Source organism: Bradyrhizobium sp. USDA 223, from assembly GCF_044909005.1.
In the GTDB taxonomy this organism is placed as follows: domain Bacteria; phylum Pseudomonadota; class Alphaproteobacteria; order Rhizobiales; family Xanthobacteraceae; genus Bradyrhizobium; species Bradyrhizobium yuanmingense.
This window is the reverse complement of record NZ_JBIYDR010000001.1, coordinates 7,179,192-7,198,690: the sequence shown is the minus strand read 5'-3', so window position 1 is coordinate 7,198,690 and position 19,499 is coordinate 7,179,192. Positions and strand designations below refer to the sequence as shown.

20 protein-coding genes, 1 tRNA gene and 1 pseudogene are annotated in these 19,499 nt (G+C 64.0%); 9 read left to right on the top strand and 13 right to left on the bottom strand.

The features are described 5' to 3' along the window. Window positions 1-18: 18 nt before the first annotated feature. The 6 genes from ABIA40_RS33520 to ABIA40_RS33495 all read right to left on the bottom strand — a co-directional run bounded on the left by ABIA40_RS33520 (window position 19) and on the right by ABIA40_RS33495 (window position 7,315). Window positions 19-987 (bottom strand): ABC transporter ATP-binding protein, encoded by a 969-nt coding sequence (locus ABIA40_RS33520; RefSeq protein ID WP_035996776.1) that lies wholly within the window; start codon window positions 985-987, stop codon window positions 19-21. Beyond that, entirely contained in the window at window positions 984-1,979 is a 996-nt protein-coding gene (locus ABIA40_RS33515; protein ID WP_036040321.1) for an ABC transporter ATP-binding protein, read from the bottom strand. The genes ABIA40_RS33520 and ABIA40_RS33515 overlap by 4 nt, the downstream gene beginning before the upstream one ends. Beyond that, entirely contained in the window at window positions 1,979-2,896 is a 918-nt protein-coding gene (locus tag ABIA40_RS33510) for an ABC transporter permease (protein WP_035996800.1), read from the bottom strand. Before ABIA40_RS33510 ends, ABIA40_RS33515 begins: the two co-directional genes overlap by 1 nt. Next, the gene (locus ABIA40_RS33505; protein ID WP_025033623.1) at window positions 2,862-3,821 is read right to left on the bottom strand and encodes an ABC transporter permease; all 960 of its coding nucleotides are present in this window, start codon (window positions 3,819-3,821) and stop codon (window positions 2,862-2,864) included. The genes ABIA40_RS33510 and ABIA40_RS33505 overlap by 35 nt, the downstream gene beginning before the upstream one ends. 26 nt (window positions 3,822-3,847) lie before the next feature. Then, the gene (locus ABIA40_RS33500) at window positions 3,848-5,638 is read right to left on the bottom strand and encodes a peptide ABC transporter substrate-binding protein (protein ID WP_271546149.1); all 1,791 of its coding nucleotides are present in this window, start codon (window positions 5,636-5,638) and stop codon (window positions 3,848-3,850) included. 258 nt (window positions 5,639-5,896) lie between these two features. Further along, complete coding sequence (locus ABIA40_RS33495) at window positions 5,897-7,315, bottom strand: M20 family metallopeptidase (protein ID WP_271546150.1); 1,419 nt, start codon at window positions 7,313-7,315, stop codon at window positions 5,897-5,899. A gap of 264 nt (window positions 7,316-7,579) precedes the next feature. Here ABIA40_RS33495 and ABIA40_RS33490 point away from each other — a divergent pair, with 264 nt between their 5' ends. The 4 genes from ABIA40_RS33490 to ABIA40_RS33475 all read left to right on the top strand — a co-directional run bounded on the left by ABIA40_RS33490 (window position 7,580) and on the right by ABIA40_RS33475 (window position 11,538). Further along, window positions 7,580-8,551, top strand: a complete 972-nt coding sequence (locus ABIA40_RS33490) for a S1C family serine protease (RefSeq protein WP_157286809.1) — start codon at window positions 7,580-7,582, stop codon at window positions 8,549-8,551. 151 nt (window positions 8,552-8,702) lie between these two features. Next, window positions 8,703-10,133, top strand: a complete 1,431-nt coding sequence (locus ABIA40_RS33485) for a hypothetical protein (protein ID WP_271546152.1) — start codon at window positions 8,703-8,705, stop codon at window positions 10,131-10,133. A gap of 46 nt (window positions 10,134-10,179) precedes the next feature. Beyond that, entirely contained in the window at window positions 10,180-11,250 is a 1,071-nt protein-coding gene (locus tag ABIA40_RS33480) for a phospholipase (protein WP_271546154.1), read from the top strand. Window positions 11,251-11,331: 81 nt separating this feature from the next. Then, on the top strand, window positions 11,332-11,538 hold the full coding sequence (locus ABIA40_RS33475; protein WP_128265907.1) for a hypothetical protein: 207 nt from the start codon (window positions 11,332-11,334) through the stop codon (window positions 11,536-11,538). 79 nt (window positions 11,539-11,617) lie between these two features. Here ABIA40_RS33475 and ABIA40_RS33470 read toward each other — a convergent pair whose 3' ends face one another. The 3 genes from ABIA40_RS33470 to ABIA40_RS33460 form a co-directional block, all read right to left on the bottom strand. Continuing rightward, complete coding sequence (locus ABIA40_RS33470) at window positions 11,618-12,271, bottom strand: DsbA family protein (protein ID WP_271546156.1); 654 nt, start codon at window positions 12,269-12,271, stop codon at window positions 11,618-11,620. A 111-nt stretch (window positions 12,272-12,382) separates the two neighbouring features. Then, the gene (locus tag ABIA40_RS33465; RefSeq protein ID WP_271546158.1) at window positions 12,383-12,826 is read right to left on the bottom strand and encodes a PaaI family thioesterase; all 444 of its coding nucleotides are present in this window, start codon (window positions 12,824-12,826) and stop codon (window positions 12,383-12,385) included. Between the two features lie 3 nt (window positions 12,827-12,829). Beyond that, window positions 12,830-13,258 carry a thioesterase family protein gene (locus tag ABIA40_RS33460; RefSeq protein WP_271546160.1) on the bottom strand — a complete coding sequence of 143 codons (429 nt, stop codon included), beginning with the start codon at window positions 13,256-13,258 and terminating at the stop codon, window positions 12,830-12,832. A 106-nt stretch (window positions 13,259-13,364) separates the two neighbouring features. Here ABIA40_RS33460 and ABIA40_RS33455 point away from each other — a divergent pair, with 106 nt between their 5' ends. Next, window positions 13,365-13,913, top strand: coding sequence for a TetR/AcrR family transcriptional regulator (locus ABIA40_RS33455; RefSeq protein WP_157286803.1), 549 nt, complete (start codon window positions 13,365-13,367; stop codon window positions 13,911-13,913). A gap of 124 nt (window positions 13,914-14,037) precedes the next feature. Here ABIA40_RS33455 and ABIA40_RS33450 read toward each other — a convergent pair whose 3' ends face one another. Continuing rightward, on the bottom strand, window positions 14,038-14,520 hold the full coding sequence (locus tag ABIA40_RS33450) for a hypothetical protein (RefSeq protein WP_271546162.1): 483 nt from the start codon (window positions 14,518-14,520) through the stop codon (window positions 14,038-14,040). 200 nt (window positions 14,521-14,720) lie between these two features. On the opposite strand from ABIA40_RS33450, the gene ABIA40_RS33445 reads away from it, so the two are divergent. Both ABIA40_RS33445 and ABIA40_RS33440 read left to right on the top strand, forming a co-directional pair. Then, window positions 14,721-15,020 carry a PsiF family protein gene (locus ABIA40_RS33445; RefSeq protein ID WP_271546164.1) on the top strand — a complete coding sequence of 100 codons (300 nt, stop codon included), beginning with the start codon at window positions 14,721-14,723 and terminating at the stop codon, window positions 15,018-15,020. Window positions 15,021-15,120: 100 nt separating this feature from the next. Then, window positions 15,121-16,206, top strand: coding sequence for an AbrB family transcriptional regulator (locus ABIA40_RS33440; RefSeq protein ID WP_404545504.1), 1,086 nt, complete (start codon window positions 15,121-15,123; stop codon window positions 16,204-16,206). Window positions 16,207-16,209: 3 nt separating this feature from the next. Here ABIA40_RS33440 and ABIA40_RS33435 read toward each other — a convergent pair whose 3' ends face one another. Beyond that, complete coding sequence (locus ABIA40_RS33435; protein ID WP_271546168.1) at window positions 16,210-16,749, bottom strand: disulfide bond formation protein B; 540 nt, start codon at window positions 16,747-16,749, stop codon at window positions 16,210-16,212. A gap of 156 nt (window positions 16,750-16,905) precedes the next feature. Between ABIA40_RS33435 and ABIA40_RS33430 the strand changes: the two genes are divergently transcribed. Next, window positions 16,906-16,990, top strand: a tRNA-Leu gene (locus tag ABIA40_RS33430). A 102-nt stretch (window positions 16,991-17,092) separates the two neighbouring features. Here ABIA40_RS33430 and ABIA40_RS33425 read toward each other — a convergent pair. Further along, a pseudogene (locus ABIA40_RS33425) lies at window positions 17,093-17,976 on the bottom strand (arginase family protein). 23 nt (window positions 17,977-17,999) lie between these two features. Continuing rightward, window positions 18,000-18,377, bottom strand: coding sequence for a VOC family protein (locus ABIA40_RS33420; RefSeq protein WP_271546172.1), 378 nt, complete (start codon window positions 18,375-18,377; stop codon window positions 18,000-18,002). 143 nt (window positions 18,378-18,520) lie between these two features. Here ABIA40_RS33420 and ABIA40_RS33415 point away from each other — a divergent pair, with 143 nt between their 5' ends. Beyond that, entirely contained in the window at window positions 18,521-19,387 is an 867-nt protein-coding gene (locus ABIA40_RS33415) for an alpha/beta fold hydrolase (RefSeq protein WP_271546174.1), read from the top strand. Window positions 19,388-19,499 lie beyond the last annotated feature (112 nt).

Sequence of the window (19,499 nt, the reverse complement as noted above, 5' to 3'; positions counted from 1 at the left end):
GTCTACGGATTCATAGCACTACGCCAGATGGCACGCCACGAAATGGCCGCCCGCGCCCTCCTTCAGCGGCGGCGCGCTTTCCGCGCAGCGTGGCTGGGCGATCGGGCAGCGGGTGTGGAAGTGACAGCCGGAGGGCGGCTTCATCGGGCTCGGCACGTCGCCCTTGAGGCGGATGCGCTCGCGCTTGAGTTTTGGATCTGGCACCGGCACCGCCGACAGCAGCGCCCTGGTGTAGGGATGCTGCGGGTTGCGGTAGAGGTCGCTGGCTTTCGCGAGCTCGACGATGCGGCCGAGATACATCACCGCGACGCGGTCGGAGATGTGTTCGACCACCGAGAGGTCGTGCGCGACGAACAGATAGGTCAGGTTCAGCTCGGCCTGAAGGTCCTCCAGCAGGTTGATGACCTGGGCCTGGATCGACACGTCGAGCGCGGAGACCGGCTCGTCGCAGACGATCAGCTTCGGCTCGACCGCGAGCGCGCGCGCGATCACGATGCGCTGGCGCTGGCCGCCGGAGAATTCATGCGGATAGCGTCGCATGTGCTCGGCCTTGAGCCCGACCTTGACCAGAAGCCCCGCAACGCGCTCCTCGCGCTCTTTCGAGGAGGAGGCGAGATTGTGGATGGTAAAGGCTTCGCCGAGAATGGCCCCGACCGTCATGCGCGGATTGAGCGAGGCGAACGGATCCTGGAACACCAGCTGCATGTTCCGCCGCATCGCGCGCAGATCGTTGCCGCCGAGCTTGCGCACGTCCTGGCCGTCGAAGGTGACCTCGCCGTCAGTCGGCTCGATCAGGCGCAGCACGCAGCGCCCGGTCGTCGACTTGCCGCAACCGGATTCGCCGACCAGGCCGAGCGTCTCGCCGCGGTTGACCGAGAACGACACGCCGTCGACCGCGTAGACCGTGCCGACCTGGCGCGACAAGAGGCCGCCGAGCACCGGGAAATGTTTCTTCAAGCCGCTGACGCGGAGCAAGGGCTCGCTCATGACGCGGCTCCCACGCTGGTATCTCCGAGATGACAGGCCATGCGGTGACCGGGCGCGATCTCGCGCAGCAGCGGCTCCTTCTCGGTGCAGACATTCATGGCGAACTTGCAGCGCGGCGCGAAGCGGCAGCCGACCGGCGGGTTGATCAGGATCGGCACAGAGCCGCCGATCGCCTCGAGCCGCGTCTTGTGCTCGCTGTCGAGATCGATGCGCGGGATCGAGCGGATCAGGCCTTGCGTATAGGGATGACGGGGATCGCCGAAGAGATCGTCGACGGGCGCCTCCTCCACCACCTTGCCGGCATACATCACGACGACGCGCTGCGCTGTCTCGGCGACGACGCCCATGGCATGGGTGATCAGCATCACCGCCATGCCGAAGCGGTCCTTCATGTCCTGCAATAGGTCGAGGATCTGCGCCTGGATGGTGACGTCGAGCGCGGTGGTGGGCTCGTCGGCGATGATCAGCTTCGGCTTGCAGGCGAGCGCCATCGCGATCATCACGCGCTGGCGCATGCCGCCGGAAAACTGATGCGGATAATTGTGCACGCGGCCTTCGGCGTTCGGGATCTGCACCAGTTTCAGCATCTCGATGGTGCGCTCGAGCGCCTGCTTCCTGGTCACCGCTTCGTGCCGCCGCAGGCTCTCTGCGATCTGCTCGCCGATGGTGAGCACCGGATTGAGCGAGGTCATCGGCTCCTGGAAGATGAAGCCGATCTCCTTCGCCCTGATCTCGTCGAGCTGGTTGCTGGTCAGCGGCACCAGATCGCGCCCCTCGAAGATGATCTGGCCCGCCGCGATCCGGCCCGGCGGCATCGCGATCAGCTTCAGGATCGACATCGCGGTCACGGTCTTGCCGCAGCCGGATTCGCCGACGACGCAGAGCGTCTCGCCCTTGTTGATGGAGATGTCGACACCGTCGACGGCCTGGAGGATGCCGTCGTCCGTGGAGAAGTGGGTTTTCAGGCCCTTGATCTCGAGCAGCGGCGCCATCAGATCACCCGTCGCGCATCGAGCGCGTCGCGCAGACCGTCGCCGATGAAGTTGATGGCCACCACCGCAACGAAGATCGCGCCGCCCGGAAACAACGCCCAGTGCGGGCCGATGTCGAGAAAATCCTTGGCGTCAAACAGCAGCCGGCCCCAGGTCGGGGTATCCGGCGGGAAGCCGAGGCCGAGGAAGGACAGCGTCGATTCCGCGATGATCGCGGCGGCGACGTCGATGGTGCCGGCGATGATCACCGGGCCGACCGCATTGGGCAGGATGTGCCGCACCACCTGCCGCACCGGACTGGCACCGAGCGCACGGGCGGCTTCGACGAACTCCTTTTCGCGGAGCGACAAGAACTGGGCACGCACCAGCCGCGCCACCGGCATCCAGCGCAGACCTCCGATCACGAGCACGATCAAGATGAAGATGCCGCCTTCGGGCCCGAACACCTGCTTCAGCCCGTCGCGGAACAGATAGATCAGCAGCAGCAGCAGCGGCAGCTGCGGCAGTGACAGGAACAGGTCGGTGAGCCACATCAATCCGTGTCCGAGCGCGCCGCGCGACATACCGGCGAGCGCGCCGATCACTGTGCCGATGATGACAGCGACCAGCATCGCGGCGAGCCCGACCGCGAGCGAGATGCGGCCGCCATAGATCATGCGCGCCAGAATGTCCTGGCCGAGATCGTCGGTGCCGAAGGGATGGGCGAGCGACGGACCCTGCAGGCCCGCGACGATGTCGATCTCGTTGATCTTCACACGCCACACGAACGGCCCAAGCACGACGGCGAGCACCAGGATGAGGAGCAGGACAGCGCTGACCACCGCGAGCCGGTGGCGGCTGTAACGCCGCCATGCTTCGCGCCAGGGCGAATAGGCGCGCCGCTCAGCGGAGGGAGATGCGAGGGTCAAGCCAGCCATAAAGCACGTCCGCGATGAGATTGAACAGCACCACGAGGCACGCGAAGACGAAGGTGACGGCCATCACCACCGGCGTGTCGTTGGAAAGGATGGAGGAGATCAGCAGCGAGCCGATGCCGGGAATGCGGAAGATCTGCTCGGTGACGATGGCGCCGCCGAACACCGCGGGCATCTGCAACGCGATCAGCGTGACCACGGGGATCATGGCGTTGCGCATCACGTGCTTGATGATCACCGTGGTCTGGCCGAGGCCCTTGGCCCGCGCCGTGGTGACGTAATCGAGCCGGATGACGTCGAGCATCGCCGAGCGCACGAAGCGCGTCATCGATGCCGCCTGGAACAGGCCGAGCACCGCCACCGGCATGATCGCCTGACGGATCATCTCCAGCACCCAGCGGATGCCGGTGGCCTTGATGTCGGTGGTGTAGACGAAAGGCAGCCAGTCCAGCGTGACCGAGAAGATCAGAATGAACAGGATGCCGGTGAAGAAGGTCGGCAGCGAGAAGCCGACGAAGGCGAGCGTATTCGCGATCTGGTCGAACAGCGAATACGGCCTGGTCGCGGCATAGACGCCGACCGGGATCGCGATCAGCAGCGCCAGGATCTGCGCCGAGCCGATCACGTAGAGCGTGGCGGGCAGGCGCTGGAGGATCAGCGTGTCGACGTTCATCCGGCTGACGAAGGAGAAGCCCCAGTCGCCGTGCAGCATGGCGTTGAGCCAGTGCAGGTAGCGGAGGTAGATCGGATCGTCGAGACCGAACTTGGCCCGGAGTGCCGCCTGAACTTCGGGCGGCACGTTCGGATTGGTGGCCAGTTCGGAGAACGGATCGCCGGGCGCGAGTGCAAGCACGACGAACAGCACCAGCGAAATCGCCAGCAGGCTCGGAACGGCAATCAGGAGGCGACGCAGGACATACTGACTCATAGGGAAGAATCCCGTCTAGCCTGCGCTCATGCCTCCCGGTACCAGTCCTGGAGGTTATCGGTCCGATTGGCCCAGCCCGAGAGCGCCGGCCGCAACGTGTTGGAGCAGGCATCCACCAGCAGGCGATGCATCACCGGAATGAACACGGTGTCCTGCCACAACAGGTCGTTGCACTTGATGTAGAGCGCGGCGCGCTTGACTGGATCGGTCTCGGTCTCAGCCGCAGCAATGGCGTCATCATACTCCTTGTTGACGTAGCGCGGGAAGTTCTGCCCCTGCCATTTGTTCTCCTTGGTGGCCACATTGGCGGAGATGTAGCGCCGCATGTGCAGGGCCGGATCGGGCTGCGTCATCGGGATCTGGAACTCCTCGATGTCGGCATAGAACTTCGGATAGGTGTCCGGGTTGGCGACGTCAGACGAGAAGAAGACCGAGGCGACGACCGATTTCAGCTCCACGTCGATGCCGGCCTTCTGGCAGGCCTGCTTGACGATGGCCTGGGTCTTCTGGCGCGGACCGTTGGTCGAGGTCTGATACAGAAGCTTGAATTTCTTGCCGTCCTTCTCGCGGATGCCGTCGGCGCCGACCTTCCAGCCGGCGTCATCGAGCATCTTCGACGCCTTCTCGATGTTGAACTCCCACGAGGTGTTCTTGGAGACGAACTTCTCGGGGCCGTTGAGGTAGTTGGCCGTGGTGCGGCCGGCCCGACCATAGATCGCCTTCTTGACGGAGTCGCGGTCGACGAGTAGGGCGAGCGCCTTGCGCACGTTCGGATCGGAGAAGATCGGGTGCTTGGTCTTCATCGAGGAGCGTTCGCCGTCGATCTCGACATTCGGATCGGTGAAATTGATCGCGATGAACTCGATGTCGCCGCCGGTGGCATAGACGGTCTTGCCCTTGCCGCCCTTCTCCAGACGCAGCAGCACGTCGTCTTCGACCTGCATGTTCCAGGCGAAATCGAATTCGCCGGTCTGGATCACCGCGCGCGCCGCCGAGACGGCATCGCCGCCGCCCTTCATCTCGATCGTGTCGAAATGCGGACGGTTGGGCATGTGATAGTCTGGATTGAGCTCGCCGCGGACCACATCGCCCGGCTTGAACTCGACGAACTTGTAGGGACCGGTGCCCACCGGGGCCAGATTGTTCGGCGCCTCGCGGGACTTCGAGCCTTTGTAGTCGGCAAACAGATGCTTGGGGAGAACGCATCCATAAGCGCCGACGAACGCGTTGGCCCAGAACGGCGTCGGGGTCTTGAACAGGATGCGAATCGAAAGATCGCTGACCTTCTCGACCGTGATTTCACCATAGGTGCTGATGCTGACGGCAGCCGTGGCGGGATCGCTGGCGTACTGCCAGGTGAACACGAAGTCGTCGGCAGTCAGCGGCTTGCCATCGTGCCATTTGACTCCCGGCTTGATTTTCCAGACCACTGATTTGGCATCGGCCGCGAGACCGCCGTTTGCAAGCGAAGGAATCTCTGCAGCGAGGATGGGGTTGAGATTGCCGTCGGCGTCCCAGCTGGCGAGCGGTTCGTAGAAAAGCCGCGATCCGTCCTGGTCCTTGGTGCCGGTGGCGAAATGCGGATTGAGAAGCGTCGGCCCCTGCCACCACAGCACCTTGAGAGGGCCGCCGCCCCCGCGCTTGGTCGGCTTGTAGACCGCGGGGCTCTGCGCCATGGCAACGCCGCCGAGCGCGAGGAGCTGGTTGGCGAGGGGAGCGGTGAGACCGACCGCGGCGAGGCGCTTGACGAAGGCGCGGCGGTCCATCCGCCCGTCCTTCACCTGACCGATCATCGAACGCAGCTCTTTGTCCAGCATGGTTGTCCCCCGTCTGGTTCCGACATGGATGCAGGCGGCCGCTCGCGACCGCCGGTTTGGCTGGCGGTAGATGGCACACCGAATGGGGTGCACGTCAACTGGGACCGTGTGTATGCAAACGGTCTATTGGCTGTCCGTTGGGCAAAATTGCGCTCCGCAGCCCATCCGTTCGGCAATCCAGCATCAAAATCTGCTGGATTGCGCGCTGCACTGCGGAAAATTTGTTCGCTGGATCAGACGAAGTATCGAGGCGAATTCCTACGCCACGGACATGTCGAGCGGCGGCGCGACGTGATCCGGCAACGGACAGACGTAAGGAGTCCGGGCCGTCCGCTTCTGGAGATCCGCCTTGGCAACCTTGATCAGCTCCGGTTCCGTCAACGCCTTGATGCCGAGACCTGCCATCGCCTTGGCTGCTTGCACCATGGCCTTGTGCGCGTGCGGGCTCTTGCCCTGCGCCACCACCTGCCAAGTGTGGAAGGGCGTGCCGATTGCAACCGTCGGTGCATGCACCTGCACGGTCGGCACCACCCAGCTCACGTCGCCGACATCGGTCGAGCCGACCAGCGGATTGCGCTTGGCATCGAGCGGCACCAGGAAGTCGGCCAGCGGCCGATCGGTCGGCTCCATGCCGATCGCGTAATAGACCGAGGCGATATCCTTATCGCTCAAGGTCGCACGGATCTGGCTGGCAAAGCTCTTGTCCGCATCGTCGAAATGCGGCGGTCCGAGCTCTTCCATGACCTGATGCAGCGCCTGCTCCAGCGGCGTGTTCGGCAGGATGTTGGAGACCGCGGAGATGATCTTCATCTCGACCTTGGTCTCGGTCATCAACGCCGCGCCTTGCGCGATCTTGGACACACGCTCGACCAACTCGTTCATGCCGGGAAGATCGCGCGCGCGGATCGAATAGCGCACGCGGGCATGGGCTTGCACTACGTTCGGCGCGATGCCGCCGGTGTCGAGCAGGGCATAGTGCACGCGCGCGTCGCTCGGCATGTGCTCGCGCATGTAGTTCACGCCGACATTCATCAATTCCACCGCATCGAGCGCCGAACGGCCGAGATGCGGCGAGGCCGCCGCATGCGAAGTGCGGCCGGTGAAGATGAAATCCGCGCGCGTATTCGCAAGCGAGGGCGTCACCGCCACTTCCCAGAAGCTGTGCGGGTGCCAGGTGATGGCGATGTCGGCGTCCTCGAACGCGCCGGAGCGCACCATGAAGGCCTTGGCCGCGCCGCCTTCCTCCGCCGGACAGCCGTAATAGCGCACCCGGCCGGGCACCTTGCTCTCGGCCAGCCAGTCCTTCACCGCGGTCGCGGCGAGCAGCGCTGCGGAACCGAGCAGGTTGTGACCGCAGCCATGGCCATGGCCGCCGTTTTCGATCGGGCGATGCTCGGCGACACCCGCCTCCTGGCTGAGGCCCGGCAGCGCATCGTACTCGCCCATGAAGGCAATGACCGGACCGCCCTCGCCCCACTCGCCGATCAGCGCAGTCGGGATGCCGGCGACGCTCTCGGTGATGCGGAATCCCTGATGACGCAGCTCGGCGAGATGCTCGGCGGCGGACCGCGCCTCGGTGTAGCAGACCTCAGGCATGCCCCAGACCCTGTCGCTGAGGTCGATGAAGCGTGCCTTGATCGTGTCGATGCCACGCCAAATGTCGCTGCGGTTGTCCATGCTTGTCGTCCGTGATCCCTTGGTCAAACGAGGCGGCAATGGTTAGCAGCTTCACTGCACGGCGCCTAGCACCGCGCCGGACAGCAGCCATGCGCCGGATCAGATGACGATGCGTTTCCAGGCCTTTCCAAGATTTCACGCGGCGTTCTCCCGAATAGTTGGGAACGAGGCTTTCAAGACGGCCTGCTCCGGCCTAAATTAGGCGTGCTTCGCGCGTTGTTCCGCCAGTCTTGCCGGAGCGATGCTCTCAGCCAGGAGAACTCCATGAGCACTGTGACCGAATGGAGAGTGCCGCCGGCGAACCAGCCGCGGGCGAGCGACTATGGTTTCGATCTCGACCGCGCACTCGGCTCCGTCGTCGGCCTGCACGCCATCATCCCTCCGGACGCCTTCAGTGCCGAGACACTGGGCACCGAACGCGCCGGCAACGGCGTCGTGATCGATGACGGCCTGGTGCTCACGATAGGTTATCTCATCACCGAGGCAGAGTCGGTCTGGCTGCACCGCGCCGACGGACGCGTGGTGGAGGGCCATGCGCTCGGCTTCGATTCCGAGACCGGGTTCGGGCTGGTGCAGGCGCTCGGCCAGCTCGACATTGCGCCGCTGCCGCTCGGCTCGTCGGCGGCGACACGGATCGGCGACCGCGTCGTGGTCGGCGGCGCCGGCGGACGCACGCGCTCGGTCGCGAGCCAGGTCGTGGCCAAGCAGGAATTCGCCGGTTACTGGGAATATCTGCTGGACGAGGCCATCTTCACCGCTCCCGCACATCCGAACTGGGGCGGTACGGCGCTGCTCAACGAACGCGGCGAGCTGATCGGCATCGGCTCGCTCCAACTCGATCGCGAACGTGACGGCGAGGCCGAGCACGTCAACATGATCGTGCCGATCGACCTCTTGAAGCCGGTCCTGGAGGACTTGCGCAAGTTCGGCCGTGTCAACAAGCCGGCACGACCCTGGCTCGGACTCTACTCGACCGAGATCGACAACCGCGTGGTGGTGATCGGGATCTCCGCCAATGGCCCGGCCGCCCGCGCCGAGCTCAAGACCGGCGACGTCATTCTCGCCGTGAACGGTGACAGGGTGACGAGCCAGACCGCCTTCTACAAGAAAATGTGGGCGCTCGGCGCCGCCGGCGTCGACGTGCCGCTCACCGTTCATCATGAAGGCGTCACCTTCGACGTCACCGTGACGTCGACCGATCGCTTCAAGCTCCTGAAGGCGCCGAAGCTGCACTGAGCGGGAGTCGCCAAGACCCCTCAAGCGCAACACCAAGCTCCGGATATTCCGCCGGAGGCTGCGGCGAATAATCGCTTGCAATTTTGGGTTGTCTCATTGCAAGCTACAACTTGGTGATTTTTACTCTCATTTTTTGTTCAAGGTAATTGCCATGCCCCGCGTGCCTCCGAGGACGCTCGCTGCCGTTTTGACGCTAGCGGGAATTGTTGCGCTGGTGATGTGCATGCTTGGTACGGCGTTCGAGTGGCCTTTCCTCACGGGCGCTCCAGCGAATCAAAAGGCGCCGAATAATGTCGCCGATGCCGGTTGCGGAGATGGATTGAAGGCCGCTCTCGACCCTGGCTCTATTGCGAACGCAAAATCCGCCGCTGACGACGCGAATGGGAAATTCCGTATTGTAGACGTCTTGCCCCGTACCATCAGGCTCGGTGGTCGCCTTTGTGTCGTCGTTGCCGGCGTCGCGTCCGAGGCTGGCGAAAAGAAGCTGAAGAAGGATGTCGAAGACAACGAGACGAAAGTAAAGGACCTACAAACACAACTTGACACCCCCCTCGATGCCAAGACGAAGACCGAAACCGAGAAGAAGCTCGATGTCGCCAACGTCGCCCTGTCTGTTGCCAAAGCCGCTCAGAACCAGCCACCTCCTGTCGTCGATGTGACGCTGTTTCTGAACGGACGCCGCACGCCGATGTCGCTCAAGGTGCCGGCTATACCTGCACCGCAAACACTCGTTTTCGAGTTCGGGCAGACCCCTGATGCAGCGTCGGACGACGCCAAATTCTGGCGCGGCTTGCTGGCGAACAAGACTAATTCGGGTTCGATGCCGCTCAAGATCGGAGTATCGAGATCGCAAAGCAGCACGCCAGAGGCGGAAGCCAGATCCTCGATCGAACTCCGGGTGTATTGGCCGTACATTGTTGGTCTGGGCGCGCTATCAATGGCCTTGCTGTTGACCGGTTTCGCCATCTTTGCAGCCAAGTCGAGCGTCCTGCGCGATCACTCGCTTACAAATATCGATTTGGCGGAGCAAAATGCCAGGACCGCACGCGATGCGGCCGCCGCGGACCCCACGAACGCTGATCTGCAGAAAGCCAAGACGAAAGCTGAAGACGAGCTAAAGGAATGCATGGCCAGTCCAACGAGGGACGACCCCGCAGGCACGTTCAGCCTCGGCCGCACTCAGATGGCGTTGTGGCTGTGGCTCTCGACTGCGGGCTTCATCTTCCTCTGGCTCACGCTGGGAATCTACCGGAACGTCATCACCGAAGCAATTCTCGTGCTTCTCGGCATCAACAGCGTGACTGGCATCGCTGCCGTCATCCTGGATAGGGACGACCTCAAGAATCCGATAAGGGTGAAATCGAAAAGATTCTGGAGCGACCTGCTATCGGATGAAGACGGACCCAAATTGCACAGGATTCAGATGATTGGCTGGACCGCTATCCTCGCCGTGATCTTTATCTGGAACGTCGTCGCCAACTTCATCTTCGTGGAATTCGATACGAATCTGCTGCTCCTGATGGGCATTGTCAATTCGACATACCTGGGATTTAAGACGCAGGAGAAGGCCGCGAAGAAATAGCGCACCGCGCTGCGGTCGCCGCGGCGCAAGCCGTGGAGAGGCTATAATGAGCGAGGCCGTGATCGACGACGTCGTGGCCGTGCTGCCACCTCTGCTCAACGCGCTGGAAGCACTCGGCTTCTTCCAGCGACATCTGCATCCACCGGCCTTCGCCTCGGTGATGGATGCGATCGGCACGCCGGACGAGGCGCTGCAGACGGCGCACGCAGCAATCGGGGATTGGCCGGAGCGGTTCGCCGGGCTGCGCGACCGGCTCGATCGCGCCTGCGGCGAGACGCTCGCTGCCTTTGCGGGCATTCGTGAGGTCGAGCGTGGCCATGGCGATCTCGTCGCGGTATTCCGCGCCTTGCGCCATGTCCCGCGCGCGCAGGAGGCGCTCTATCCGCTGGCAGCGCAATTTCCGCCGGTGAGCGGCTTCTTCCTCAACGCCGCCAATCGCGACAATGCGGATTTGTTATCGCGGCTCCAAGCCAGCGCGAGCGAAGATACCGGCATCTTCCACGACCACAACGAGCCCGGCAGCCGCGGCGGCTTCTCGGTCTACGTCCCCGAATATTACGCGCCCGAGCGTGCCATGCCGCTGGTGATGGCGCTGCATGGCGGCAGCGGCAACGGACGCGGCTTTCTGTGGAGCTGGCTCCGCGACGCCCGCACTCTTGGGGCGATCCTGGTGGCGCCGACCGCGACCGGCCCGACCTGGGCGCTGATGGGCGACGACACCGACACACCGAACCTCATGCGCATCATCGATACTGTGCGCGGCCGCTGGCGCATCGACCCCGCGCGCATGCTGCTGACAGGCATGAGCGACGGCGGCACCTTCTGCTACGTCACCGGCCTCGACAGCGCCTCGCCCTTCACGCATCTCGCCCCTGTTGCAGCGACCTTCCATCCGCTGATGGCGGAAATGGCCGACGCGATGCGCCTGCAAGGCCTGCCTATCTTCATCACTCACGGCAAGCTCGACTGGATGTTTCCGGTGCAGACCGCACGGCAGACGCAGGCGGCGCTGTCCGCCGCCGGTGCCCAAATCACCTATCGCGAGATCGACGACCTCAGCCACACCTATCCGCGCGAGATCAATGCGGAGCTGATGGAGTGGCTGAATGGAAAATGAACAACCTCTCCTTGAATGCGCCGCATGGTCGCGGAACCATCACTCCGGGCCGACGTTATCGCCCGTCACCGGAGGTTCGCCATGCAGACTTTTTTCGGAATGATCCTGGGCGCGTTGCTGCTTGCGGGCGGCGTCTACGTCTATGATTCCATGCAGACGTCGTCAGTCGCCAAGGGCGAGGTCGCGACCACCAACCGCACCATCGTGAACTGGGACGTCGCCAAGGCCGATTGGGATGCGCTGCGCGATCGCGCGCACAAGGACTGGGTCCGGATCTCGTCGAAGTAATTTCGTCCGATCGACATGAACGAGGCGCCGTCGCAGACCCGCGACGGCGCCTTTGTATTGCGTCCTGAATATCGCCGGCTCAGTTCATCTTGGCCTTGCGGGCGTCGGCGATGACCTGCTCGAACTCGGTCATGCTGAGCGCGCCGGGCACGCGATACTTGCCGACGATGAAGGACGGGGTGCCCTGGAAGCCGAAAGCTTCAGCCTGCTCGTTGTTGCGCTTGAGGATGGCGTCGATGTCCTTGGCGTGGCCGGTGAGATCGCGCTTCAAGTGGTCCATGTCGACCCCGGCAGCCGCGAGCAGCTCGTTGATGCGCGGCTCGGTCAGGCGCGAGCTGACGCCGATCAGGGCGTCATGGGCCTGGTGATACTTGCCCTGGAACTTGGCCCCCAGCGCGCTCCGCGCCGCGGTGACTGAAACCGGCCCGAGGATCGGCCAGTCCTTCATGACCAGCCGCACCTTGCCGTCGTCCTGGACCACCTGGCGCAGCTCGGGCTCGAGCTTGCGGCAATAGGGACAATTGTAGTCGGACCATTCGACGATGGTGATGTTGCCGTCGGGATTGCCTGCGACCGGCGTGTCGGGATCGCGCAGCACCTTGGCTTCGGTCAGCACTTCGTCATCGCCGGTGGCGGCGCGCGCCGAAACGATCCCGCCAGCCGCGAGCACACCCGCTCCGATCAGCGTCAAGGCTGCGCGCCGGCTCGGCGCATTGTTCCCAAATCCAGTCATATCGTCCCGTTCCGGTCCCATCTTGCGGATATACGCCCGCGGACCGGCCATTGTTACGACTCATATAGAATGCTGCGGGAGCGATTGCCACGCGAATCGCGCCCGGCTCAACTAAGCCGCCGGCAGCATCGCCATCAATGTCCCGGTCATCGTAGCGATCAGCGTGGTCTTGCCGTCATGCTCGGCGTAGGCCTTTGCCTCGCAGAAGGTCAGCGTGCGGCCGGGCTTGACCACTTCGGCCTTGAAGACGAAACGCTCGCCGCGGGCGGGCGCGAGCAGCGTGGTCTTGAATTCGACGGTGAGGATACCGGCCTCCGGCGGCATCAAGCTGAAGGCCGCAACGCCGCAGGCGTTGTCGAGCCCGGCGGTGATGATGCCGGCATGGATGAAACCGTTCTGCTGCGTGAAGGCCGGCGCATGCAGCATCGCGAGCTCGACCTCGCCCGGCGCGAGGCGAACGATCACGATGCCGAGCGTGCGCATGGCCGGTTGGGCATCGAACATGGCGATGGCCGCCGCGCGATAGCCCGGGTTTTTCGGCTCGAATGCGGTCATGGCTCACACCTCGGCTGGTTCGGCAAGATGCTTCATGGCAGCTTCGCGAATGCAATCGGCGAACGGGGCGGACTTGCGGAGCTGGCGGTCCATGTGCACGCCGGTGATCTCGCACGTCGCGGCGAGCTCGCCGGTCTCGGCATTCGTCATGTCGTGCCGGAAGCGGATCGACTTGTCCCTGATCTCAAGCAGATGGCTGCGGATCTCGACGATGTCGCCGGCGAGCAGCTCGCGCTTGTAGGCGATGTTTTGCTGCACCGCGGCCATGCCGCGGCCGGAGGACCGCAAGTAACTCGGCGTCAGGCCGAGGCGAGCGAACAGATTCCAATTGGCCTCGTCGAACTTGCCGACATACCACATGATGTTCATGTGCCCGACATGGTCGCATTGCCACGGATAGACCGTGCCGCGATAGGTCGCCTCCTGCTCCATAGCATTTCCTCCGCGCTTTCATTCTTGGTCGTTGATACGGTAGCGTATCAAACCCGTTGCGCATTAACAATACGGCACCGTATCAAGATCGGGTGAGGCTTCCTCCATGAGCGACGGCAAGGGCGACGTCTGGGTCGAGGCTGGATTTGCCGAGCTCGCCCGCGCGGGGGTGGAGGGCGTGCGGGTCGAGGTGCTCGCCAAGAATCTCGGCGTCACCAAGGGCGGCTTCTACCGGCGCTTCGCCGACCGCGCCGCGCTGCTCGAGGCCATGCTCGAAGCCTGGCGCAAGGGCCGCATCGCCGCGATCGCGCAGCAGACAAGCCTCGACGGGCAAACGCCCCGCGAGCGGCTGAGGGCAGTGATCCAGCTCTATTCCGAGCGGCTCAATCCGGAAGGGATGGCGATCGAGCTCGCGATCCGGCAATGGGCCCGCTCGGATGAGAACGCCGCGGCCGCAGTGGCAAGTGTCGACGCGGCGCGGCTCAGGCACGTCGGCGACCTCTACCGGGCGACCGGCCTTGCGACCGAAGAGGCCGACGCGCAGGCCTTCCTGTTCTACTGCTTCATCTTCGGCCAGAGCCTGTTGTTCGTCGAGAGCGGTCCGCGCAAGCGGTCGCAACTCGTGGCGAAATCTGCCGAGAAGCTGCTCGACTGAGCATGATCCGACCCCCAAGGGCCGCGTAAGCGCAAGGTGTGCAGCGGCTTTCCGAAAAGATCATGCGCGACACTTCAGGCGAATCGGCCGGAGCGTCGCTCCGGCCTTCGCAGCAATGCGAAGCTCAGGCGGCGCCCTTCAGCTTCTTGGTGCATTCGCTGTAATAGCCGCCGCCTTTCTGAATCCATTTCAAGCCGCCGTTGCCGTTGGTGGACTTGTTGGCATTGTACTGGTCGACGCAGGTGTGCAACCGCGCCTTGCCGGGAGTCTCCTTGGCATATTTCGGATCGATCGCGTTCGGGTAGACTGCGGGTCCGGCCGGCAGGGCTGGCGCCGCGGCTGGTGCCTCCTCCTTCTTCGCCTGCTTCGGCTCCGCGGGAGCTGTGGGCGCTGCCGCTGTCGGCGCAGCGGCGGGCGTCGCATCGGCACCGCATTGGGCCTTGCGGAAGTCATTCCACTTCATGGTGCCGAGCGAGCCGTCCTTCTTGGCGGCCTGGTACTTCGCGCTGCACTCCTGCGCGGTCAGTGCCTGTGCCGGCGCGCTCGTCAGCAATGCCGCGACACCAGACGCTGCGATCGCATACAACAATTTCGTCTGAATGGTCATCCCTGGGTCTCCTGCTTGATCTTCCCCGACGGAAGTGAATTGAGGATTGCTATCCTAGCGTGCCGGCCGCTTGCGACAAGGATGCGATGAGTTGCGCCGGCAAAATATAGTGATCCTGCCGCTCAACTCATTCATGTCGCGTTCAGCAACGCGAGCCAACGTTCCAGCCCTTCGCAATTCTCGCAAGCAGAGTGCACCACATGACCTTCACGTCCCGCCTCGCCGCCGTTGCTCTCGCCTCCCTGCTCGTCACCGGCACCGCTTTCGCACAGACCGCCGCGCCGGCCGCCAAGACCGACACTGCCGCCACCGTCGACGAAAAGAAGGCAACGAAGGAGCGATCGGCGGAATCGCTGGAATGCTCCAGGCAGGCGGACGCCAAGGGATTGAAGGGGAAGGAGCGCAAGAAATTCCGTCGCGAATGCAAAAAGGAGGCGAGGGCCGGCAGCGCAGTCGCCGCTCCAGCAGCTCCCGCCGCTCCCGCAGCCGACAAGAAATAAGCCCGTCACGATTCCGTCCGAGCCTCCGCGGAAGGCCTCGCGCATTGCGGCATGACGAGCCTGCAATTGTGCGCCTCGCGCTGATTTGCGATAAGGTGGCGTGAAGCACATCACCGCCTCCCTGTCGTTCGAATGGCCGAGCCGTGCCACGATCCTGAGCACGGTGGAGACGCTCGTCATCGGCACCGCCGGCGGCCTTGTGTTTCTGCTCGCCGGCCTTCCCGGCGGGCTGATCTCCGGCTCGATGATCGCGGTCGGGATCGCCGCGATCGCCGGCCGTCAGCTGACCTTGCCGCCGATTTTGACCCAGACCGTGCTGGTGCTGCTCGGCATCTCGCTGGGCTCGGTCGTCTCGCGCCATTTGCTTCAGCAGGTCAGCGCCTACCCGGTCACCATCGGCCTGCTTGCGCTCGCCACGTTCTGCTCCACGTTCGGGTCGAGCTATTACCTCCAGCGCATCCATGGCTGGGACCGCACCTCCGCTTTCCTGGCCGGCAGTCCCGGTGCGCTGTCGCAGATCACGATCCTGGCGGTCGAGCGCGGCGCCGACCTGCCGGGCATTGCGGTGGTGCAGACCATGCGCGTCATGATCCTGACCGCCGCGCTGCCGATGGTGCTGGCGATTGCAGGCGTCACGCCCTCGGCTGCACAGTCGCTGACAACGACCATCGCCTCGCCGCTCGACCTGCTCGAGCTGGCCGCCGCGTCGCTGGCCGCGGCGCTCGTGCTGCGGCTGATCAGGTTTCCCGCGAGCTGGATGTTCGGCGCGATGATCGCCTCCAGCGTGCTGCATGGTGCCGGATGGGTCGAGGGCGGCCTGCCGGACTGGGTGCGTGGCGTTGCGCTGATCGGGATCGGCGCACTGATCGGCAGCCGTTTCGCCCGGATGCGAATCAAGACGCTCGCCGGCCACCTCAGCGCTGCGCTGGGCTCGTTTGCCGTGGCCATCGCCGTCTCCGCCATCTTCGTCGGCATCGTGGCGCTGACCACCCCGGTGAAATTCTCCGACGTCGTCGTCGCCTTCGCGCCGGGCGCGATGGACGCGATGCTGGCGCTGGCTTTGACGCTGCACATCGACCCGATCTTCGTCGGCGCCCACCACCTGTCGCGTTTCGTCTTCGTGACGATCGCAACGCCGGGCATCGTGCACCTGTTCGGGCGCACGCAGGACGACGTGGATGATTGAGCTTTAGCGCTTCGCCGTCCGCACGAAGCCCCACGCAGCGATCGCGGCCATCACGAGCGAGATCAGCACGTTGTAGCCGGCGAGCGAGAGGCCGAGGAAGCGCCATTGCACCTCGTCGCAGCGCACCACCTTCACGGTGTCGAGCTTCGACAAGAGATCGGCGGCGCTGCCGAGGTTGACGACCGGACCGGAGCAATCGGTCGGCCCCTTCCAGAACCCCCATTCGACCCCGGAATGGTAGGCGCCGAGGCCGGCATTGGCGAGCGTCGCCAGGGTGAGGATCGCCAGCCCCGCCAGCAGCAGCGGCCGCGGCGCGCCGCTTCGCGCCGCCAGCGCCGTCAGCACACCGAGAGGTATCGCAAGGTAATAGGCGTAGCGCTGCTCCAGGCACAATGGGCAGGGCAGGATCTCCAGGACGAGCTGGAAGAACCAGGCGCCCGCAATCGTGGCTGAGCCGATCAGCGTGACCAAGGCCGCGGCGGTCAGCGCGGGGCTCGTGGCGCCCGGCTTGAACGCAGGTATGGCGGCACTCTGGGTGGTCACGGCAGCCTCTTTCGCATCTCTCGCGCTCCCAAGCCTCTAGCCCCAGCCCATGCGGCTGTCGAGAACGGCGGGGATCACTTTGGCGCGGGTTGACCCCGTCCCGTCCATGGCTATAGTCCGCCGGCTTCGCGACGCCGCCTATGAGGCCGACCGAGGGCCCCTGTGGCGGAACTGGTAGACGCGCTCGACTCAAAATCGAGTTCCGCAAGGAGTGCTGGTTCGATTCCGGCCAGGGGCACCACGCTTCGGGCTTCGCGTGGCGCGGCCAGGCGGCCCAAAGGGCGAAGCGTGTCCGGCGAAGCCTCTTCTCTTGGCGAAGACCGACTGGTTCAGCAAACTCGAACTACGACCCGAGCGTTGCTGCGAGCACATCGGCCAGGCCACGCCCGGCGCTGCCGTCTTCATCCAGGCCCGGATTGTAGATGGTGATCTCCAGGCCGACCGCCTTGCCACTCGCCAAGCCAACCCGGAGCACGGTCGATAGCTCGTCCCACGACAACCCACCCGGCACGCGAAAATCGACAGCCGGCATGATGGCATCGTCGAGACAATCGGCGTCGAGATGGATGAAGAAGCCGTCCAGCTCGGCTCGCGTCAAGTGATCGACGGCTTCGCGTGCAGCGGCCTCGATGCCTCGCGCCCGCACAGCAGGAAGATCAAGCACCTTGAGCTCTTCGGGAAGCGGCTGGCTTCCATATTCCGCCTGATCCTGGTGATCGCGATATCCAAACGCCACAATGTCTTCAGGGCGGACCAGAGGACCGCGACCTTCGATGTCGGCCAGGAGGGACGGGCGTGGCCGGAAACGAAGGCAAGGTCCATCGAGGCGCCCTCACCCTTGGGCTCCGCCTCGGGCTGGAAGAAATCGGCGTTGCCGTCGATGAACAACAGGCCGTAGCGGCCGCGCCGTCGAAACGCGAGCATCGAGCCCAGTAAGATCGTGCAATCGCCGCCCAGCACCAGCGGAAACTCGCCCGCGACGAGCACCGCTTCCACCGCGTCGGCGAGTTTGGGCGACCACGCCGCAATTGCGCCGGCATTCAAGACGCCGGTCTCGGGATCCGGCGTCGGATCTTTCGAAGGCACCATCAGCCGCCCGGCGCGGCGCGCGCCGATGCGCTCCGCAAGACCAAGCTTCAGCAGCTGTTCGGGCAAGCGCTCCACGCCGTCAGTCGCAAGGCCGAGCGTCGAAGGAGCTTCGATAATTGCATAGGGCATGGTCGGCATGGCGCCTTCCCGCTCGCTCGCGACTATTGTGCCGAGTAGGTCACGGCCTCGATCTTGTGACCGTCTGGATCGCGGACAAACGCCCCATAATAGTTGAGGTCGTAACTCGGCCGCAGCCCGGGAGCGCCAGCGTCGCTGCCACCATGCTTCAATGCGGCAGCGTAGAAGCGATCGACCATCGCGCGGTTCTCGACGGCAAAGGCGATGTGGCTGCCGTTACCCACGGTCGCGGGCTTTCCGTCGATCGGAACTTGAACGCTGAAGTGAAACGTCCCGCTTCCGTAGCCCAATCCACCCTCGTCCTCGGCCATCGGCGTGATCCCGACGACCGGCAAGACCGCATCGTAGAAGCGCTTCGCACGCTGAACATCATTCGTTCCTACCGAGACATGGTGGATCACAACGACCTCCCGCTCCGATGTTGCTTCGTAACGGTAAGCTTCCGGTGGTTGTTCCGTCAGAGCCGCCTTCGGTTCTACCCACCACGACGCAGATGCCGGGAACCCCGCCCCGGAAGTTGCTTTATCTACAAAGGAAGCAAGACATGGACACACGCGTCAGACATTGCAGGGTCCGGATCGGATCCGTGGATACCTTCTACCGAGAAGCCGGTCCTGAACGCGCGCCCGTCGTTCTCCTGCCGCACGGCTATCCCTGCTCATCCTACGAATTCCGCAATCTGATGCCGCGACTGGCCGATAAATGGCGGCTGATTGCTCCCGATTATCCCGGGTTCGGCTATAGCGGGACACCTGATGACTTCGATTACAGCTTCGGCGGCTATGCCGCGTGGCTCGACCAGTTCGTGAAGCAGCTGAAGATCGAACGCTTCGTGATCTACCTTCATGATTTCGGCTCACCGATCGGGGCCAGGCTGGCGATCATGCGGCCTGAGAGGGTGGTGGCCCAGATCATTCAAAACGGCGACATACCTTACGAAGATGCGCTTGGCCCGGCATACGCCGACATCGAGAAGTCCTGGTCACTGCCCGATCAGGAGATGCGTGCGGCGATGCGGGAAGCTGTCACTGAAGAGAATTTCCGCGACGAGTTCCTGAATGATTTGCGTGCGGATATGGTTGGACTGATCGCACCGGACCTTTGGCGATTGCACTGGTCGCTGATGACCGAGCGGCGGAAAGACGCCGCCGCAGACGTTCTGTTTGGCCTCAAGGCGAACCGCCAATGGTTTCCCGAGCACCGCCGATATCTTCAGGAGCACAAGCCGCCAACATTGATCCTGTGGGGGCCGCAGGACCATTACATGCCTGAGGAGTCAGGGCGGGCCTATCTCCGCGACCTGCCGGATGCCGAACTGCATCTCCTGGATGGCGGCCATTGGCTGCTCGAAACCAACCTCGATGAGGTTGTTTCGCTTACGCGATCATTTCTCGAACGGATCGAACCTTAACGGGCAACGACAGCGCTTTTGTCGCCAACCGGCACCGGCGCGGGCGGCAAGCTTCCCCGATCGCCTCGGGCGTTCGACTTCCCCCAGATATTCCCTATATCGTGCGGCAACG

What these genes read in the sequence shown, in the direction of transcription:
- ABIA40_RS33520 (WP_035996776.1), bottom strand. Translation starts at nt 987, where the DNA reads ATGAGCGAGCCCTTGCTCCGCGTCAGCGGCTTGAAGAAACATTTCCCG.
- ABIA40_RS33515 (WP_036040321.1), bottom strand. Translation starts at nt 1,979, where the DNA reads ATGGCGCCGCTGCTCGAGATCAAGGGCCTGAAAACCCACTTCTCCACG.
- ABIA40_RS33510 (WP_035996800.1), bottom strand. Translation starts at nt 2,896, where the DNA reads ATGGCTGGCTTGACCCTCGCATCTCCCTCCGCTGAGCGGCGCGCCTAT.
- ABIA40_RS33505 (WP_025033623.1), bottom strand. Translation starts at nt 3,821, where the DNA reads ATGAGTCAGTATGTCCTGCGTCGCCTCCTGATTGCCGTTCCGAGCCTG.
- ABIA40_RS33500 (WP_271546149.1), bottom strand. Translation starts at nt 5,638, where the DNA reads ATGCTGGACAAAGAGCTGCGTTCGATGATCGGTCAGGTGAAGGACGGG.
- ABIA40_RS33495 (WP_271546150.1), bottom strand. Translation starts at nt 7,315, where the DNA reads ATGGACAACCGCAGCGACATTTGGCGTGGCATCGACACGATCAAGGCA.
- ABIA40_RS33490 (WP_157286809.1), top strand. Translation starts at nt 7,580, where the DNA reads ATGAGCACTGTGACCGAATGGAGAGTGCCGCCGGCGAACCAGCCGCGG.
- ABIA40_RS33485 (WP_271546152.1), top strand. Translation starts at nt 8,703, where the DNA reads ATGCCCCGCGTGCCTCCGAGGACGCTCGCTGCCGTTTTGACGCTAGCG.
- ABIA40_RS33480 (WP_271546154.1), top strand. Translation starts at nt 10,180, where the DNA reads ATGAGCGAGGCCGTGATCGACGACGTCGTGGCCGTGCTGCCACCTCTG.
- ABIA40_RS33475 (WP_128265907.1), top strand. Translation starts at nt 11,332, where the DNA reads ATGCAGACTTTTTTCGGAATGATCCTGGGCGCGTTGCTGCTTGCGGGC.
- ABIA40_RS33470 (WP_271546156.1), bottom strand. Translation starts at nt 12,271, where the DNA reads ATGACTGGATTTGGGAACAATGCGCCGAGCCGGCGCGCAGCCTTGACG.
- ABIA40_RS33465 (WP_271546158.1), bottom strand. Translation starts at nt 12,826, where the DNA reads ATGACCGCATTCGAGCCGAAAAACCCGGGCTATCGCGCGGCGGCCATC.
- ABIA40_RS33460 (WP_271546160.1), bottom strand. Translation starts at nt 13,258, where the DNA reads ATGGAGCAGGAGGCGACCTATCGCGGCACGGTCTATCCGTGGCAATGC.
- ABIA40_RS33455 (WP_157286803.1), top strand. Translation starts at nt 13,365, where the DNA reads ATGAGCGACGGCAAGGGCGACGTCTGGGTCGAGGCTGGATTTGCCGAG.
- ABIA40_RS33450 (WP_271546162.1), bottom strand. Translation starts at nt 14,520, where the DNA reads ATGACCATTCAGACGAAATTGTTGTATGCGATCGCAGCGTCTGGTGTC.
- ABIA40_RS33445 (WP_271546164.1), top strand. Translation starts at nt 14,721, where the DNA reads ATGACCTTCACGTCCCGCCTCGCCGCCGTTGCTCTCGCCTCCCTGCTC.
- ABIA40_RS33415 (WP_271546174.1), top strand. Translation starts at nt 18,521, where the DNA reads ATGGACACACGCGTCAGACATTGCAGGGTCCGGATCGGATCCGTGGAT.